This window comes from Francisella frigiditurris (assembly GCF_001880225.1).
Lineage (GTDB): Bacteria > Pseudomonadota > Gammaproteobacteria > Francisellales > Francisellaceae > Francisella > Francisella frigiditurris.
The window spans coordinates 48,535-64,907 of sequence record NZ_CP009654.1; the positions used below are offsets into that span (position 1 = coordinate 48,535).

Consider the following 16,373-nt stretch of genomic DNA (forward strand, 5'->3'; position numbering starts at 1 on the left):
TTTATAAAAAATTAATTACATATAAATCTTATTGCAGGAATAAGCAACCAACAATAACTTAAACTTTGATAATAATTAACTGATCCAAAAAAGTTATTAAATTATTAAGCTTTATTTATAATTTTACAATTCTCTAAGTATTGAAAATATATTATAATCACAACATATATTGTTACATAAAAGTAATTTTACAACTAAAAGGAGAAGCTATATGCAACTTTCTAAAAGAGTTCAGGCGATGCAACAATCACCTGTGAGGAAACTTGTGCCATTCGCTGAACAAGCAAAAAAGAAAGGAAAAAAAGTCTATCATTTAAATATTGGTCAGCCAGATATTAAGACTCCAAAAGAGTTTATGGAAGCTGTTAGAAATTATGATAGCGAAGTTATAGCATATTCTTTTTCAAATGGTGAACCTAGTCTAATTAAAGCGATTTCTGAGTACTACAAAAGATTTGGCATCACTTATAATGAAGATGAAATCTTAATTACAAATGGAGGATCTGAGGCTCTTATTTTTGCAGTTATTGCAACGTGTGATGCTGGTGAAGAAATATTAGTTCCTGAACCATTCTATACAAACTATAATGGTTTCACTACTGGTGTTAACGTTTCGATAAACCCTATTACAACAACTGCTGAAAATGGATTTCATTTACCTTCAAAAGAAGAAATTTTAGCTAGAGTAACTCCTAAAACAAGAGCTATTATGATTTCTAACCCAGGCAACCCTACAGGTGTTGTTTACTCTAAAGAGGAATTAGAAATACTTGCAGAAGTTGCTAAAGAAAAAAATCTTTGGATCATATCTGATGAGGTTTATCGTGAATTTACTTATGATGGCTTAACTTGTACATCTTTTGGTAACATTAAAGGCGTTGAAGACAGAGTAATTATTGTTGACTCAGTATCAAAAAGATATAGTGCTTGTGGTGCTAGAATAGGCTCCTTATGCTCTAAAAATAAAGACTTCATAAAAGAAGTTATCAAATTATGTCAATCTAGATTATGTGTACCTACTCTAGAACAACTTGGTGCTGCAGCTCTATATAAAGTTGAGCAAAAATATCTTGATGACGTGAATAAAGAATACATGAAAAGAAGAGATATAACTTTTGATGTATTATCAAAAATAAATGGCGTTGTGTGTAAAAAACCTACCGGTGCTTTTTATATTATTGCTAAACTACCAATAGATGATGCTGAGAAATTTGCATTATGGATGCTTCAAGAATTCGACGACAATGGTGATACAGTCATGTTTTCTCCAGTTGCTGACTTTTATGCAACAAAAGGTTTAGGAAAGGATGAAGTGAGAATCGCTTACATCTTAGAAGAGAAGGATCTTATAAGAGCTATGGAACTACTGAAAAAGGGTCTAGAAGCTTATATTAAAGTTAATAAATAATTTTTAAAAACGTTGTAATTTCACAAAGGAGACTTAAAATATGAATGCTCAACAGTATATTGATAAAGTAATAGCTGAAGTTGAAAAAAGAGACTCTCATGAAAAAGAGTTTATCCAAGCGGTAAAAGAAGTTCTTCACACTTTAAAGCCAGCTCTAGAGAAAAACCCTAAATATATCAAAGAAAATATTCTTGAAAGAATAGTTGAGCCTGAAAGAGGAATTACTTTTAGAGTTCCATGGATTGATAAAGATGGAAACGTTCAAGTAAACAGAGGTTATAGATATCAATTTAACGGAGCTATAGGCCCTTATAAAGGTGGTATAAGATTCCACCCTAGCGTATATTCTGGAATTATCAAATTCTTAGGTTTTGAACAAATCTTCAAAAATAGTTTAACAACACTTCCTATGGGTGGTGGTAAAGGTGGTTCTGATTTCGATCCAAAAGGTAAAACTGATGCTGAAATCATGAACTTCTGCCAAAGCTTCATGACAGAGTTACAAAGACACATTGGACCAGACGTTGACGTTCCTGCTGGTGACATCGGTGTTGGTGGTAAAGAAATTGGTTATATGTATGGTCAATACAGAAGAATCCGTGGCGCTTTTGAGAATGGTGTATTAACTGGTAAATCTTTAGAGTCAGGCGGAAGCTTAATCCGTCCTGAAGCTACTGGTTACGGTGCTGTATTCTTCCTAGATGAAATGTTAAGACATGCTGGCGACTCTATCCAAGGTAAAACTGTAGTTGTATCTGGATACGGAAACGTATCATGGGGTGTATGTAAGAAAATAGCTCAATTAGGTGGTAAAGTTGTTACTATATCTGGTTCTAAAGGTTATGTATATGATCCAACAGGTATTACAACTGATGAAAAGATCGACTTCTTATTAAAAATCCGTAATGGCGAAGCTTCTATGGAAGACTATGCTCATAAGTTTGGTGCTACTTGGCATGCTGGTGAAAAACCTTGGGGTGTAAAAGCTGATGTTGCTATCCCTTCTGCTACTCAAAATGAAATTGATGTTGATGATGTTAAGAAACTTATCAAAGGTGGCGTTAAGTACATCGTTGAAGCATCTAACATGCCAACAACAAATGAAGCTATTGAGTTTGCAATGAGTAACGGTGTAGTTCTTGCTCCAGGAAAAGCTGCTAATGCTGGCGGTGTTGCTACTTCTGGTTTAGAAATGTGTCAAAACTCTGCTAGACTTTCTTGGACTGCTGAAGAAGTTGAAGCTAAGTTACGTCAAATCATGGGTAATATTTTCAATGCTTGTAAAAATGCAAGTGAAAAATATGGTCTTGGTTATAACTTAGTAGCTGGTGCAAACCTTGCTGGTTTTGAAAAAGTTGCTGAAGCAATGATTCAACAAGGTAGATATTAATAAATTCTCTATATATCATCTACAGATCTGTAGATGATATTTTCCTCCTGAATAAATTTTTTTAGAAATTATTTTCTTTTATCTCCTTTTTTATTAATTAATAAATTAGCTATTATTGGTCCAACTATATTTTGCCAAACAGCATAAAAAACTCCAGCAATAGCAGCTTCTTTACCAAAAAAGATTGTAGCAATCACTATACCTAATCCAACATCTAAAATACTAAACTCAAATAATAATGCCTTTCTAGAGGCAGTATCTAAATTAAACATTACACCTACTATATATCCAATAAAACTAGCTAATATACTAAGGATGATTACTGAAAGGATAAGTTTCACTGGTAAAGCTAAAATAATATTATAGTTTAGCGCAACAATAATCATTACGATTAAAGTAATTGCTATAATAGCTATATTTGTAAAAATATCTAAAGCGTTTGGACCAAAAATATTTTTCTTTTTAACAAGTAGCCCTAAAGCTATAGGTATTATTACTATTGTAAAAGTTGTCTGAGCCATTCCTAACCAGTCTAATTCAACACTTTCATGAAATAAGCTATATATAATTAATGGCATAGTGATAGGCGTTAAAATAGTGGTTATCATAGTTAAACAAACAGCTAGAGTTACGTTTGCTCTAGATAATAATGCCATTACACTTGCAGCTGTACCTCCAGGGCAAGTTCCAACAATAACTAGTCCTACTAACTCTAATAAATTTAATCCTAAAAACTTACCTATTAGATAAGCTAAGTAAGCTGTGCAAGATATTTTTAAGAAGAGTATAATAAAAATCTTATATCGTAAATTTACTACATATTTGAAATCACTAATATTAATATGTAGTCCTACAGAAAACATAATTAATGCTAACAAATAAGGGATCACTCCACCAAAACTCCTAAACATACTAGGAAAAAAAATACCTATTAATGCTGCCAAAATAATTATTAAAGAGAAATACTGACTAATAAAATTCTTCTTCATACAGAAATTTACCTTATATTAAATTTGTTTCAACTTCTTGAAGTTATAAATATTGTGTACAATTATAAATATTAAAAATTTTCTTTAAACAGCAAATTGTCTAGTTACGACGTAATAATTATAGGTGCAGGCGCTGCCGGCCTTATGTGTGCCATAGAAGCAGGAAAGAGAAATCGTAAGGTGCTTGTGCTAGACCATGCTAATAAAGTAGGTAAGAAAATTCTAATGTCTGGTGGTGGACGTTGTAATTTCACTAATTATAATATCGCTCCTGACAAGTATCTTTCTAACAATCCTCATTTTATGAAGTCTGCTATCAAACGATATACTCAATGGGACTTTATAAGCTTAGTAAATGAATATTCAATTGCATATCATGAAAAGACCTTAGGGCAATTATTTTGCGATAATAAAGCTAAAGATATCGTTAATATGCTTTTATCTGAATGTGACAAATATAATATTGAAATAAAGTTAGAAACAAAAATTAATAAGTTATATAAAGAACAATCTAATTTTTTCATAATAACAGAATCCCAAGATTATAATTGTGAGTCACTTGTTATAGCAACGGGTGGATTATCTATCCCAACTATGGGAGCAACCGGCTTTGGCTATAAAATAGCAAAACAGTTTGGTTTAACTGTACATCCATATAGAGCTGGACTAGTACCATTTATTTTCAATGATAAAGATCTTGAAAAATATTCAAATTTAAAAGGCATTTCCATTTTCTGTAATGTTTATAATGATCGTGCTAATTTTGATGAAAATATACTTTTCACACACAAAGGTCTCAGTGGACCAGCAATATTACAAATATCATCTTATTGGCTGGAAGGAGAAGAAATAACTATAAACCTATCCCCTTCTACAAATATTAAATCCTTTTTAGAAGAGGAAAAAAATAGAGGCTCAAAAATAAGCTTAAAAAACACATTAGCAAAACTTTTTCCTAAAAATTTTATAGCTACATTTTTCTTAGCAGAGCTTCTAGATAAAAGCATTCCTAACCTATCACAGAAAGATATAGACTTTATTAATGACTCTTTACATAGCTGGAAATTAAAACCTAAAACAACAGAGGGCTATAAAACGGCGGAAGTAACTCTAGGTGGAGTATGCTGTAATGAATTGTCATCTAAAACAATGGAATCTGAAAAAATAAAAGGTTTATTTTTTATTGGTGAAGTAGTTGATGTAACAGGTTGGCTTGGAGGATATAATTTCCAATGGGCATGGGCATCCGGATGGGCTTCGGGGCAAGTTGTATAAGCAAATAATCTAATATATAATTCAAACCATGGAGTTTTTGTTTCTTAAACTATGAAGATCCCTAGAGAGAAAGAGCTAGCTATAAAAAAAGCTATAATTCAATGTATAGAAAAAAATGAAAGTGCTGCTAAATTAGCTGATGATCTTGGTATTTCTAAAAGTACTATATATAAATATAGAAAAGCCCTAGTCGATCAAGGCTTCCTTATTAAAGAGTCAGATGGATCATTTAGTACTGTTGAAAATAAATACTCAACAAAACCAAGCAAGAAACCTAAAATGCATACTTTAGATCTTTCTTTCAATGAAAGCTCTGAAAGCGATTTAGAAGAAAATATAGAAGAACCACTAAAACGAGAAGAAGTAGAATTAATTATTAAAGAAGACTTTTCTAAATTAGAAACTATAGATAGTGAGTTTGATAATGAGAACACTGGTTTAATCAAAAAGATTTTTAATAAATTTAGAAGAAGCTAATTTTAAACTTTAAATATATTTCTCAAAAACTTTACTACATAAACTAAAGTAAAACAAATACCACCAAGAATCATACCCCCTACTATACTTCCTAGATACAGTGGTTTCCAAAAATCATGTATATGATCAATCATATAAGCTGCATAGCTTTGCCAATCAATAACATTAATCTTGATATTAAGCATATAACAGCCAAATAAGTAATTAGTAAAGTATATCGGAAGCCATGTAACAGGATTACTTAGCCAGACACAAATAAGTGCTATAGGAATGTTTGCTCTAAAATACACAGACATAACAACTGCAGGTATCATTTGAAATGGCATAGGAATCATCATCCAGAACATACCTATCATTAATGCCCTAGCAACAGATCCATAACTAAACGACCAAAACTTTTTATTTAATAGCCTAGCCTGAATAAAAGAAAGACCTCTGGTATTAGCCACCGTTTTTTTTAACTTAATGACCTTACGAGCCCTTTTAATATTCATCTGCTAATATATAAAATAAAAGTAATTTTACATAACAACATATTTAACTTAAACTAATTTCAGTTATTAGAACTAAATATTTAAATATGAAAAAACAAACAATATTAATTACAGGATGTTCCCATGGTGGAATCGGCTATGCAACTGCGAAACATCTTAAAGGCTTAGGACATACTGTATTTGCATCTGCTAGACAACAAAAAGATGTTGATTTACTTATATCAGAAGGCTTTGACACCTATCTTATAGATGTAAATAATGAGGAGCAAATAGATAGAGCTTTTGATGAAATACTTATTAAAACTGATGGAAAGCTTGATGTCTTATTTAATAATGCTGGCTACGGACAAGCTGGTGCTCTTGAAGATATCCCTACGAAATATTTAAAAGAACAATTCGAAACTAATGTATTTGCCTTACATAATCTAACTTGTAAAGCCCTAAAAATCATGAGAAAACAAGGATATGGTAAAATTATACAACATAGTTCAGTCCTTGGACTTATCTCACTAAAATATCGCGGTGCCTATAATGCTAGTAAATATGCTGTGGAAGGCTTAGCTGATACTATGAGATTAGAATTAAAAGGTTCTAATATTTTTATGAGCACATTAAATACCGGTCCTATCACTAGTAAATTTAGGGAGAATTCTTTAAAAACAGTAAAAAATGTAGAATATGAGAATTCTGTACATAAAGAAGAATATCAGAAAATACTCGAAGGCAATCATAAAAAAGTTCCTTTTAAAGAAGAAGCTATATCTGTTGCAAAAGTTGTTGAAGAAATACTTAACTCAAAAAAACCTAAACCAAGATATTATATAACAAAAGCAACTTGGTTAATGGCTATACTAAAAAGAGTCTTACCTGCAACAACTTTAGATAATTTTTTAAGTAAAAATTAGAAATTATTACTCTCTAACTTTTATTATTTTCTTAATTTATATAACAACCAGCCTACTACAATAAATATTGCTGGTCCTAAAATTAACTCTAATTCATAAATTGCTATCTCTGAAAAAGTAGTCAATGATTCTGGTGGTTGAAAACTAAATACTATTCCAAGAAGCGTTGAAATAAAAACTAACAGTCCAAATAAATATTTCAATTTGCTATTTATAAGCTTTATATAAGCGAAAACCATATATAAATAAGGTATAAAATAAAGGACTGTTGCCATCAATATTAATGCCTGATACATAACATCAACAGATGGCAAGAAATTAGTTAATAGAACTATTATTGTTACTAGGATTCCCATAAATACTAATGCATTTTTTGGGGAATCATGTTTGTTAGTTTTATGTAGCCACTCTGGTAAAATTCCTTTCGGAGTACATTTAAAAAACATAACTACTGGGGCTAATAACCAAATACTAACTGCAGCAAATTCTGCAAAAGTTAATAGAAACGCCATAAGTTTTGGAAACCAAACTAAATCGAACCTTTGACCAATGATCTCAAAAGCTTCCATAAGTCCTGAAGCACTATTTATATTATCTGGTGCAGCGACCAAATTTAACGCTATTGTTCCTAATATATATAATCCAAATAGGATAAATGCTGCTGTCATCAAACCATAATATAAATTTTTCTTAGCATCTTTAACAGAATTGGCAAATGTAGGTATTATTTCTATACCAGCCATAGCAAACATTATTATAGTCAGAGTAGATAGGTTATTCCAAACACTATCATGAGGAAGAAAACTAGTCGCAGAAAAATCTGTGGCGCTTTTACCTGCCATAAAATATGCAGCAAAACCTAATACTATAATAGTAATAGCTGGAATAAATGACCCTAGCACCCCACCTATATCAACTAAATACTTATTAGCTTTTAAACCATAGAAACTAACAAATGTAACTAACCAAAAAGCAGTTAGTACAACTATAGTTATATAATAATTATTAGTTATAAGATCTGGTCTACCTATGAAATAGGCAAAATTTGTCGCCAAAAATATTAATACTGCGGGATAATAGAAAATTGTATTTATCCAATAAAGCCAAGCTACTATAAACCCTGATTTTTCTCCTAACGCTCTAGTAGTCCAAGCATAAAGACCTCCTTCATCAGGATATTTTCTTGATAGCTGTACTGCCATTACAACGAGCGGGAAGAAAAAAACTAAAGCTCCTAATATCCAAAAGAATATAGCTGATGCTCCTAAACATGCTGCTACAGGTATCCATCTAATACCAAAATTAGCTGTAACAGCCATGATAGTTACATCTTTAAAACCTAAGACTTTATTATCAGAATTAACTGTACCCATAAAAATAGAATAAAAAATTATTATTTATAAGGTACAGTTTATAATTATTTCAGCTATAGAACTATAAAATTTAGAAAAGATAAAGAGATTTAAAGTTTAGAATTTATTACATCATTCCTGGCATACCACCCATACCACCCATAGGCATAGCTGGAGCATCTTCTTTAATCTCAGCAACCATTGCTTCAGTAGTGATCATAAGACCAGCAATTGATGCTGCATGTTGTAAAGCTGAACGAGTTACTTTAGTAGGATCTAAGATACCCATCTCAACCATATCACCATAAGTATCATTTGCTGCGTTATAACCGTAGTTACCTTCTTTTAATTTCACTTCATTAACAACTACAGAGCTTTCTCCACCAGCATTAGAAACTATCTGTCTCAATGGAGCCTCAATAGCTCTTCTTAATAACAAAATACCGTGATTTTGATCTTCATTATCACCTTTTAAGTTATCTAATGCTTTTTGCGCTCTTATAAAAGCAACTCCACCACCAGGAACTATACCTTCTTCAACGGCTGCTCTTGTAGCATGTAAAGCATCATCAACACGATCTTTCTTCTCTTTCATTTCAGTTTCTGTAATAGCGCCTACTCTGATTACAGCTACACCACCAGAAAGCTTAGCAAGTCTTTCTTGAAGCTTCTCACGATCATAATCAGAAGATACTTCTTCAATGTTTGCTTTAATTTGAGACACTCTAGCTTTGATCGCATTTGAGTCACCAGCACCATCAATAATAGTTGTATCTTCTTTGGAAACTTGTACTCTACTAGCAGTACCTAAATGCTCCATACCAGCTTCTTCAAGTTTCATACCAAGCTCTTCAGAAATAACTGTGGCACCTGTTAAAACAGCTATATCTTCTAACATGGCTTTACGACGATCGCCAAAACCTGGAGCTTTAACAGCACATACTTTAACAACACCACGCATATTGTTAACTACTAAAGTAGCTAAAGCTTCACTTTCAACATCTTCAGCAATTATTAAAAGAGCTTTACCTGATTTAGAAACACCTTCTAATACTGGAAGTAAATCACGGATATTAGCTATTTTCTTATCTACAACCAAGATATATGGACTTTCTAAATCTGTAGTCATGTTTTCTTGGTTTGTTGCAAAATATGGAGATAAATAACCTCTGTCAAATTGCATACCTTCTACAACATCTAGCTCATCTTCAAAGCCTTTACCCTCTTCTACAGTGATAACGCCTTCTTTACCAACCTTAGCCATAGCATCAGCAATGATCTTACCAACAGTTGCATCAGAGTTAGCAGAAATAGTACCAACCTGCTCGATTGATTTAGAATCAGAACAAGGCTTTGATAAAACTTTTAACTCTTCAACTAATTTAGCTGCTGCTTTATCTATACCTCTTTTTAAATCCATAGGGTTCATACCCGCTGCAACTGCTTTTAAGCCATCTGTTAGAAGAGCTTGAGCAAGCACAGTAGCTGTAGTAGTACCATCACCAGCAACGTCAGCTGTTTTAGATGCTACTTCTTTAACTATCTGAGCACCCATATTTTCGAATTTATCTTCTAATTCAATTTCTTTAGCTACAGAAACACCATCTTTAGTAATAGTTGGAGCTCCATAAGCTTTATCTAATACGACATTACGTCCTTTTGGCCCTAATGTTACTCTAACTGCATTAGCTAAAGTATTAACACCATCTAACATTTTTGCACGAGCTTCATCTGAAAATAAAACTTGTTTAGCTGCCATTTTTTTCTCCTTTAAATTCTTTCTAAAACTTATTAAGTTACTCGATAATACCCATGATGTCTTCTTCTCTCATCATAAGAAGAGTTTCTCCATCAACTTTAATTTCACTACCAGCATATTTGCCAAATAGCACTTTATCGCCTTTTTTAACATCTAAAGGCTGAACAGAACCGTTACTTAACTTTTTACCATTACCAACTGCTACTACTTCACCTTCCATAGGTTTTTCTTGAGCACTACCAGTTAATATGATTCCCCCAGCTGATTTTGTTTCTTCTTCAGCACGACGAACTAGAACTCTATCTTGTAATGGACGAATACTCATAACAATATTACTCCTCTGTAATTATTTATATTTAAAGTTTTTTGAATCTTATATAAAGCTCAAACTACACCTGAGTTTTTCTGCTTTACACTTTACAATATTGAGACATAAAAACATTTTTCAAGAAAAAATTAGAAAAGTAACACAAATATTTTTGCTACAATATTTATTTAGAAACATTAACATAGCTAGTTTAGATGAAAGAAATAGAACAAAATGCAAAACAAGCTTCTGATATGTTAAAAGCTATTTCTCATGAAGATCGTTTAAAAATACTCTGCTTATTGAATCAAAAGGAAATGTCTGTAAGTGAACTTTTAGAGCACTCAAACCTTAGTCAATCAGCATTTTCTCAACATTTAAAGGTTTTAAGAGATAAGAAATTAGTAAAAACTAGAAAAGAATCGCAAACTGTTTTTTATAGTATAAAAGATCCTTCAGTAAATAAGATACTACAAACTTTATATGAAATATATTGTGGCAATTAATTTTTCTTTAAACCTAATATAAATAATAGAAATTACTGCTAAATATTATAACTATTGGATTTTTAATAGCTTTTTTATAAAAAAGTGATTAAATTCGTATACTTTATATTAGTATATGCTAATATATATAAAACTAATTTAGCTTTTTATAAATATGAAAGAAATTGGAGAACATGCAAAGTCAGCTTCTGAAATGCTCAAAGCTATTTCTCATGAAGATAGATTAATAATACTTTGCTTACTAAATCAAAAAGAAATGACTGTAGGAGAATTGCTTGAGCACACTAACCTTAGTCAATCAGCATTTTCTCAACACTTAAAAGTACTAAGAGAAAAAAGCTTAGTTAAAACCAGGAAGCAATCTCAGACTGTTTATTACAGCATAAAAAATCATGATGTTAATAGAATATTAGAAAGCATATATCAAATTTATTGTAAACAAGGAGAAGCAAGATGATTAAAACAATTTCAGCAACAAAACTTGCAAAAAGATTAAAAAAAGAACCAATAAGAATAATAGATATCCGCAGTGAAGGTGAATTTAGTGGGGAACACATTAAAGGAGCTGAGAACATTCCAGCAACTAAAATAGGTAGTGAGTTAAAATACACTAAAGATGATATCTTGGTATTTAGCTGTCTTTCTGGAATGAGAACCAGAAATGCTTCAAGCTTATTTGAAAAATTAGATGCTAAAGAAATACTTATTTTAGATGGTGGCCTTAATGCTTGGAAAAGCACAAGACTAGAAACTGTTAAAGATGAGCAGGCTATACTAATGAGAAAGATTCAAATAGCCATTTTCATGATAATTGTAATCGGCTTTTTTATGGCTTTTTCAATGAATAAATATTTCCTACTTTTAAGCATATTTGGTGGAGCTGGACTGTTTATATTAAATAACCTAGTAAAACGTAATATTAAAATACCTTTCCTACAAACAAAATAATATATGGAGAATAAAATGATTGAAACAATATCTGCAACTGCACTAAATAAAAGACTACAAAATGAAAAAATAAGAATTATTGATATCCGTAGTGAAGATGAATTTAAAAGAGAACATATTGAAGGTGCTCAAAATATCCCTGCTGAACATGTTGATGATGAGTTTTGTTATACAAATGATGATATTTTAGTTTTTAGCTGTATGTCTGGAGTAAGAACTCAAAACTGTTCTGCAAAATTCAAAAGAATGCATGCTAAAGAAGTACTAATCTTAGAAGGTGGATTAAATGCTTGGAAAAGGGAGGGACTAAAAACAAAAAAGAATGAAAAGGCTCCTCTGCCTATAATGAGACAAGTACAGATTATCGTAGGATCGATTATAATTCTAGGAGTTATCCTATCCTACACAGTTCACCATCACTTTATAATTTTAAGTGCTTTTTTTGGAGCTGGTTTATTATTTGCTGGTGTAACAGGGACTTGTGCTTTGGCAAAAGTACTTATGTACCTACCATATAATAAGAATTCAAAGTAAGTATGAAACTACCATGTCAAAAAAATACTTAATTATAAGAGGTATCGTTGGAGGTGCTACAACTGCAGTAAGACTTAGAAGATTAGATGAATACACTGAAATAATAATGTTTGAAAAAGGTCCTCATGTATCTTTCTCAAATTGTGGTTTATCCTATCATTTGGGTGGTCATATTGAGCCTGCAGAAAAGCTTATCTTAATGACACCTGAAAAATTTGATAAACAATTTAATATTGATGCTCATACAAACTCAGAAGTTTTAAGCATAGATAAAGAAAACTTTTCTATGTAAATCTGACTATTTATTAATACGATACAATTTTCTATGTTGTTTTCCACTACTTTTTACTTTATCTAACATTTCTCTAATATGCTGTGCAGAGAAAGTCTCATCTTCTATCTCTTTTTTATATTCTCTATTGTGATGATCTCTTATCCTTAATTTTTCTTTTGCTCGGCTTACTTCTCGACTTAGACTCTCTTTCGCTCTACTTATTTCTTTACGCTTTTCTTCTACTTCAATTTGGCTATTATTAACATACTTATACTGACTATGTGTAGACTTTTTATTTGCCAGTAAATAATTATAGTTATTTGATGCTTTATTGAATGACTCATCTATACTACTATCTAACTTATTTTGTCTCATCTGAATAAAAGAATATTTAGAATATTTAGGTGCACTTAAAGATGGACGAAAGCTTTGAGATTTATTTTCCTTATAAAGCTCTTCATACTCGCTAAGTGCTAATATTTCACTATTATATACTTTTTCATAAGCTACTTCTGATGGCATATATATTTTCATGCATGTTGTATATTCTGTATATAAAGACTTTTCTTCAAAGAATTCTTTGGGAGTTCTATACTGCCCCCATGTATGTATATGTTCACCATCAAAAAATACGCAATGTTCCCTATGCTGGAATGTAGTACCACTAGATTTTAAATTTATAATCATAGGAATACCTTTTTCAAAAAGGCTATTACCATAGATATCTATCTTCTTACTATTACTATGAAAATTCTTGATCACTACTCCATCTATTGTACGAAGTAACATTGCTTGATCATTTGGATATATAGCTATCTTAAAATTTTTTTTGGAAGTAAAATTTTCAATAACATCAAAAATATTTCTTAGTGGCTTAGTATCTTCGTAAAGATCTGTTAACCTTAAGCCAAAAGAATGAAATATTTTCAAATATCTTCTGATAATATCATCATTATCAAAATCAGTAATATTCGTCTGATTAGTCAAATATAAATATGCATGTATTAATGCTATTACTGTGCATGTTCTTCCTCTTCCTTGTTGTATATTACTGTAACTTGGCATAAAACTTACTAAACTATCAACAGCTATAAAACCCATTCTAAGTAAAAAAATATATTATTTCATTAGATATTAGTATTTTAGTAAAATAGCTTCATAAAACTTTTTCTATTTACGCTAATCAGATGCTTATTAATCTATATTTTAGTATACTTCTTAATCATCTTTGACTTATAGAAATAAAAAATCAAGACTATAGATGACTTCAAAAATTAAACTCTTATTTTCATGTACCTTATTGCTAATTAGTAATTCTTCTTTTTCTTTAATTGGTAAACTCAGTGAAAATAATGGAAAGATATTCTTTACAGAAGGAGAAAATACTTATCAAACAACCTCTTCCGATATAGTTATTAGTGAAATTCAAACTCTCATTCCTTTTGGTACTTACGTAAAATTAGACTCTTACATTAAAGATGAAGATAAACGCATAATAGAAGTAAGTGAAACTCCTATTATTATTAGCGGAAATATTGAAACAAGTGGAAAACTCATAAAAGATGGACAAAAACTTTTCTTAGATAATGGCAAAACTAAACAGCTCGTTAAATTTGCTAAGGCTATTAATTTTAGAGGCAACCATTTTGATGAAAAATCCATCAATTTTTATATTAATAAAAATGTGAATGTAATTGGCATTTATAAAAATAAAATATTTGAAATTACTGCAATAGTCCAAAAAGGTCTATATGATGACATAAATACTAAATTTCCTATTGATCCAAAATATAAAGATAGTCTTAAAGATGATCCTTTTAACTTTATATTAGAAGAGCTTCCTAAAAACCAAATAACCCAACAAATAAACTCATTTAAAACAACTATACTTAATAAGCAACAGATAAAAACTGGAGACCATGTTTTAGTAATTTCTTTAGCTGGTAGGAGTGGCGACGACTTTAATGGTGTTGGTGGTCATTTTGCTATAGGAACAGGAGTTATTGATAATAATAAAATAAAAGATCTTAAAATATTTAACTTTTATACTAAAAATAATGGGAAAGGGATTATTCCTGGGAGCCTTACATATCAAGATTATTATGGTGGATTATCTACAGGACAAAGCAACTACAGACCAATATATACTATTATCATATACAATGTAGATGAAGAAAAACTAAAAAAAGCAAGTGAGGAAATTCAAAAATCTTTATCTTATATGCGCGAATATAATGATGATGGCGGCTTAACAAATGACTGTGTAAACTCTTCTCTAGATGCCTTATACTCAGCAAATATTGCTGAAGACGATAGTATTTTCAGTATAAGCAAAATCTATAATGGAACTAGTCAACCATACGATAAAAGTAAGTATTCTGCTATAAATTATATAATTTATTATCTATTTCACTCAAATGCCGACTTTATACCAAGAGCAGCCTTCATATCTATGTTAGAAAGATTAGAAAATTATGATATTTATAGAGCTGATTTCATATTTCAGCAACAAACCCCTTCTGGCAGACCAGAGGGTGGCATTCCCATAAAAGATGGTCTAGACTATATATGGGCTGCTCATATGGAGCAAGAGAGAGTCAACAGTGCAAAAGAAAATAATTTAACTGGGAATGCTCAATACCAAGTCCCATGGGTTGCTTCTGAATTACAGAATGCTGACTTCTAGCTTTTAGAACTTGTATAAAAAATACAGTATAATCAAATCATATAAAACTTTATCAAAGGTATTATTCTATGCGTAAATACACTTTTGCTCTATTATTAATAATTTTATCTGCTAATGCTTTTGCTAATAAAGGCTCAGTAAATAAAGTAGAAATTTATAATACTGAGACTAATGACTCTATTGGATATATTGAAATAGAGCCTTCAAAGTATGGTGTTATATTTATACCTAATTTACATAATGTTCCTACGGGTTATCATGGTTTTCATTTACATGTTAACTCTGATTGTGGAAACAAGGGCATGAATGCTGGTGGACATTATGATCCTGATAGTACTGGAAAGCATGAAGGACCATATGCAAATGGACACTTAGGAGATCTACCTGTACTATATGCAGATAATAATGGAAATGTTACAAGCCCTGTATTAGCTCCTAGAATTACTATAAATGACCTGCATAATCATTCTTTAATGATACATGCTGGTGGAGATAACTACTCCGACTCTCCTGAAAAACTTGGCGGAGGTGGTGCTAGACTTGCCTGTGGAATAGTTAAATAAAATTTATATTATAGAAACTTTAATTTCCTTAAAAACTCATCTAATTCCTTATTCTTATAATATTAATTACTACTCTAAAAACTAATTGTTCAAAGAATATGAGTTATTTAATTATTTTCAGAAAAGAAGAATAAAAGAAAAACTTGAAAGATTTGTTAAGCTACTTGTTGTTGAACATTATTTGATGCTTGATCTAATTTATCACCTACTTTTTGAGCAGGTCCTCTAGTGTCTAATGTATCTGCAGCATTTGATGCAGCATCATCTATTGTATCACCAGCTTTCTCTGCGGGTCCTCTAGTATCTAGTGCATCTTTAGCATCTGAAGCTTTATCACTAATATAGTCTCCAGCATCAGAAACTTTTTCTTTTACTGTCTGACTTGCATCATTTACACTATCTCTAACCTCTCCAGAAGAACTATATAACACAAATCCAACAACTAAAACTGCTACTACTATACCAACTATTGTTAATGTTTTTTTATTCATGATAATTAATCCTCT

General features: G+C 31.0%; 18 protein-coding genes and 1 pseudogene. 12 read left to right on the plus strand and 7 right to left on the minus strand.

Annotated elements, in window-relative coordinates:
• The first annotated feature begins 211 nt into the window (after positions 1-211).
• Both KX01_RS00255 and gdhA read left to right on the plus strand, forming a co-directional pair.
• Positions 212-1,408: a pyridoxal phosphate-dependent aminotransferase gene (locus tag KX01_RS00255; protein WP_071663089.1), complete on the plus strand. Its 1,197-nt coding sequence runs from the start codon at positions 212-214 to the stop codon at positions 1,406-1,408.
• Positions 1,409-1,448: 40 nt separating this feature from the next.
• Positions 1,449-2,798 carry an NADP-specific glutamate dehydrogenase gene (gene gdhA, locus KX01_RS00260; protein ID WP_071663090.1) on the plus strand — a complete coding sequence of 450 codons (1,350 nt, stop codon included), beginning with the start codon at positions 1,449-1,451 and terminating at the stop codon, positions 2,796-2,798.
• 68 nt (positions 2,799-2,866) lie between these two features.
• Here the strand turns inward: gdhA and KX01_RS00265 are convergent, their stop codons facing one another.
• On the minus strand, positions 2,867-3,787 hold the full coding sequence (locus KX01_RS00265) for a bile acid:sodium symporter family protein (RefSeq protein ID WP_071663091.1): 921 nt from the start codon (positions 3,785-3,787) through the stop codon (positions 2,867-2,869).
• Between the two features lie 144 nt (positions 3,788-3,931).
• Between KX01_RS00265 and KX01_RS00270 the strand changes: the two genes are divergently transcribed.
• Together KX01_RS00270 and KX01_RS00275 are read left to right on the plus strand one after the other, a co-directional pair.
• Complete coding sequence (locus tag KX01_RS00270) at positions 3,932-5,062, plus strand: BaiN/RdsA family NAD(P)/FAD-dependent oxidoreductase (protein ID WP_232223365.1); 1,131 nt, start codon at positions 3,932-3,934, stop codon at positions 5,060-5,062.
• Between the two features lie 51 nt (positions 5,063-5,113).
• Positions 5,114-5,539, plus strand: coding sequence for an FTL_1293 family small RNA FtrC-regulated protein (locus tag KX01_RS00275; RefSeq protein WP_071663093.1), 426 nt, complete (start codon positions 5,114-5,116; stop codon positions 5,537-5,539).
• Between the two features lie 2 nt (positions 5,540-5,541).
• Here KX01_RS00275 and KX01_RS00280 read toward each other — a convergent pair whose 3' ends face one another.
• Entirely contained in the window at positions 5,542-6,033 is a 492-nt protein-coding gene (locus tag KX01_RS00280; RefSeq protein WP_071663094.1) for a DUF2062 domain-containing protein, read from the minus strand.
• Between the two features lie 86 nt (positions 6,034-6,119).
• On the opposite strand from KX01_RS00280, the gene KX01_RS00285 reads away from it, so the two are divergent.
• Positions 6,120-6,938, plus strand: a complete 819-nt coding sequence (locus KX01_RS00285) for an SDR family NAD(P)-dependent oxidoreductase (protein WP_071663095.1) — start codon at positions 6,120-6,122, stop codon at positions 6,936-6,938.
• Between the two features lie 23 nt (positions 6,939-6,961).
• Here KX01_RS00285 and KX01_RS00290 read toward each other — a convergent pair whose 3' ends face one another.
• From KX01_RS00290 to KX01_RS00300, 3 genes are all read right to left on the minus strand, one after another.
• Positions 6,962-8,311, minus strand: a complete 1,350-nt coding sequence (locus tag KX01_RS00290) for an APC family permease (RefSeq protein ID WP_071663096.1) — start codon at positions 8,309-8,311, stop codon at positions 6,962-6,964.
• A gap of 106 nt (positions 8,312-8,417) precedes the next feature.
• The gene (groL, locus tag KX01_RS00295) at positions 8,418-10,049 is read right to left on the minus strand and encodes a chaperonin GroEL (RefSeq protein WP_071663097.1); all 1,632 of its coding nucleotides are present in this window, start codon (positions 10,047-10,049) and stop codon (positions 8,418-8,420) included.
• Positions 10,050-10,086: 37 nt separating this feature from the next.
• Positions 10,087-10,374, minus strand: coding sequence for a co-chaperone GroES (locus KX01_RS00300; RefSeq protein ID WP_071663098.1), 288 nt, complete (start codon positions 10,372-10,374; stop codon positions 10,087-10,089).
• A 197-nt stretch (positions 10,375-10,571) separates the two neighbouring features.
• Between KX01_RS00300 and KX01_RS00305 the strand changes: the two genes are divergently transcribed.
• From KX01_RS00305 to KX01_RS00325, 5 genes and pseudogenes are all read left to right on the plus strand, one after another.
• Positions 10,572-10,862, plus strand: coding sequence for an ArsR/SmtB family transcription factor (locus tag KX01_RS00305; RefSeq protein ID WP_071663099.1), 291 nt, complete (start codon positions 10,572-10,574; stop codon positions 10,860-10,862).
• 154 nt (positions 10,863-11,016) lie between these two features.
• Positions 11,017-11,319 carry an ArsR/SmtB family transcription factor gene (locus KX01_RS00310; protein ID WP_232223333.1) on the plus strand — a complete coding sequence of 101 codons (303 nt, stop codon included), beginning with the start codon at positions 11,017-11,019 and terminating at the stop codon, positions 11,317-11,319.
• Complete coding sequence (locus tag KX01_RS00315) at positions 11,316-11,810, plus strand: rhodanese-like domain-containing protein (RefSeq protein ID WP_071663101.1); 495 nt, start codon at positions 11,316-11,318, stop codon at positions 11,808-11,810. The genes KX01_RS00310 and KX01_RS00315 overlap by 4 nt, the downstream gene beginning before the upstream one ends.
• A gap of 15 nt (positions 11,811-11,825) precedes the next feature.
• Positions 11,826-12,344, plus strand: a complete 519-nt coding sequence (locus tag KX01_RS00320) for a rhodanese-like domain-containing protein (protein WP_083578868.1) — start codon at positions 11,826-11,828, stop codon at positions 12,342-12,344.
• Between the two features lie 13 nt (positions 12,345-12,357).
• A pseudogene (locus KX01_RS00325) lies at positions 12,358-12,624 on the plus strand (NAD(P)/FAD-dependent oxidoreductase); the annotation flags it as partial.
• 18 nt (positions 12,625-12,642) lie between these two features.
• Here the strand turns inward: KX01_RS00325 and KX01_RS00330 are convergent.
• Positions 12,643-13,683 (minus strand): hypothetical protein, encoded by a 1,041-nt coding sequence (locus KX01_RS00330; RefSeq protein WP_156860345.1) that lies wholly within the window; start codon positions 13,681-13,683, stop codon positions 12,643-12,645.
• A 196-nt stretch (positions 13,684-13,879) separates the two neighbouring features.
• Here KX01_RS00330 and KX01_RS00335 point away from each other — a divergent pair, with 196 nt between their 5' ends.
• A complete protein-coding gene (locus tag KX01_RS00335) occupies positions 13,880-15,304 on the plus strand; it encodes a hypothetical protein (protein ID WP_071663104.1) in 1,425 nt (474 codons plus the stop codon).
• 68 nt (positions 15,305-15,372) lie between these two features.
• Positions 15,373-15,867, plus strand: coding sequence for a superoxide dismutase family protein (locus tag KX01_RS00340; protein ID WP_071663105.1), 495 nt, complete (start codon positions 15,373-15,375; stop codon positions 15,865-15,867).
• Between the two features lie 155 nt (positions 15,868-16,022).
• Here the strand turns inward: KX01_RS00340 and KX01_RS00345 are convergent, their stop codons facing one another.
• Entirely contained in the window at positions 16,023-16,358 is a 336-nt protein-coding gene (locus tag KX01_RS00345; protein ID WP_071663106.1) for a hypothetical protein, read from the minus strand.
• Positions 16,359-16,373 lie beyond the last annotated feature (15 nt).

Excerpts from the sequence above, each read along its gene's own strand:
- KX01_RS00255 (WP_071663089.1), top strand. The coding sequence starts at position 212 with ATGCAACTTTCTAAAAGAGTTCAGGCGATGCAACAATCACCTGTGAGG.
- gdhA (WP_071663090.1), top strand. The coding sequence starts at position 1,449 with ATGAATGCTCAACAGTATATTGATAAAGTAATAGCTGAAGTTGAAAAA.
- KX01_RS00265 (WP_071663091.1), bottom strand. The coding sequence starts at position 3,787 with ATGAAGAAGAATTTTATTAGTCAGTATTTCTCTTTAATAATTATTTTG.
- KX01_RS00270 (WP_232223365.1), top strand. The coding sequence starts at position 3,932 with ATGTGTGCCATAGAAGCAGGAAAGAGAAATCGTAAGGTGCTTGTGCTA.
- KX01_RS00275 (WP_071663093.1), top strand. The coding sequence starts at position 5,114 with ATGAAGATCCCTAGAGAGAAAGAGCTAGCTATAAAAAAAGCTATAATT.
- KX01_RS00280 (WP_071663094.1), bottom strand. The coding sequence starts at position 6,033 with ATGAATATTAAAAGGGCTCGTAAGGTCATTAAGTTAAAAAAAACGGTG.
- KX01_RS00285 (WP_071663095.1), top strand. The coding sequence starts at position 6,120 with ATGAAAAAACAAACAATATTAATTACAGGATGTTCCCATGGTGGAATC.
- KX01_RS00290 (WP_071663096.1), bottom strand. The coding sequence starts at position 8,311 with ATGGGTACAGTTAATTCTGATAATAAAGTCTTAGGTTTTAAAGATGTA.
- groL (WP_071663097.1), bottom strand. The coding sequence starts at position 10,049 with ATGGCAGCTAAACAAGTTTTATTTTCAGATGAAGCTCGTGCAAAAATG.
- KX01_RS00300 (WP_071663098.1), bottom strand. The coding sequence starts at position 10,374 with ATGAGTATTCGTCCATTACAAGATAGAGTTCTAGTTCGTCGTGCTGAA.
- KX01_RS00305 (WP_071663099.1), top strand. The coding sequence starts at position 10,572 with ATGAAAGAAATAGAACAAAATGCAAAACAAGCTTCTGATATGTTAAAA.
- KX01_RS00310 (WP_232223333.1), top strand. The coding sequence starts at position 11,017 with ATGAAAGAAATTGGAGAACATGCAAAGTCAGCTTCTGAAATGCTCAAA.
- KX01_RS00315 (WP_071663101.1), top strand. The coding sequence starts at position 11,316 with ATGATTAAAACAATTTCAGCAACAAAACTTGCAAAAAGATTAAAAAAA.
- KX01_RS00320 (WP_083578868.1), top strand. The coding sequence starts at position 11,826 with ATGATTGAAACAATATCTGCAACTGCACTAAATAAAAGACTACAAAAT.
- KX01_RS00330 (WP_156860345.1), bottom strand. The coding sequence starts at position 13,683 with ATGCCAAGTTACAGTAATATACAACAAGGAAGAGGAAGAACATGCACA.
- KX01_RS00335 (WP_071663104.1), top strand. The coding sequence starts at position 13,880 with ATGACTTCAAAAATTAAACTCTTATTTTCATGTACCTTATTGCTAATT.
- KX01_RS00340 (WP_071663105.1), top strand. The coding sequence starts at position 15,373 with ATGCGTAAATACACTTTTGCTCTATTATTAATAATTTTATCTGCTAAT.
- KX01_RS00345 (WP_071663106.1), bottom strand. The coding sequence starts at position 16,358 with ATGAATAAAAAAACATTAACAATAGTTGGTATAGTAGTAGCAGTTTTA.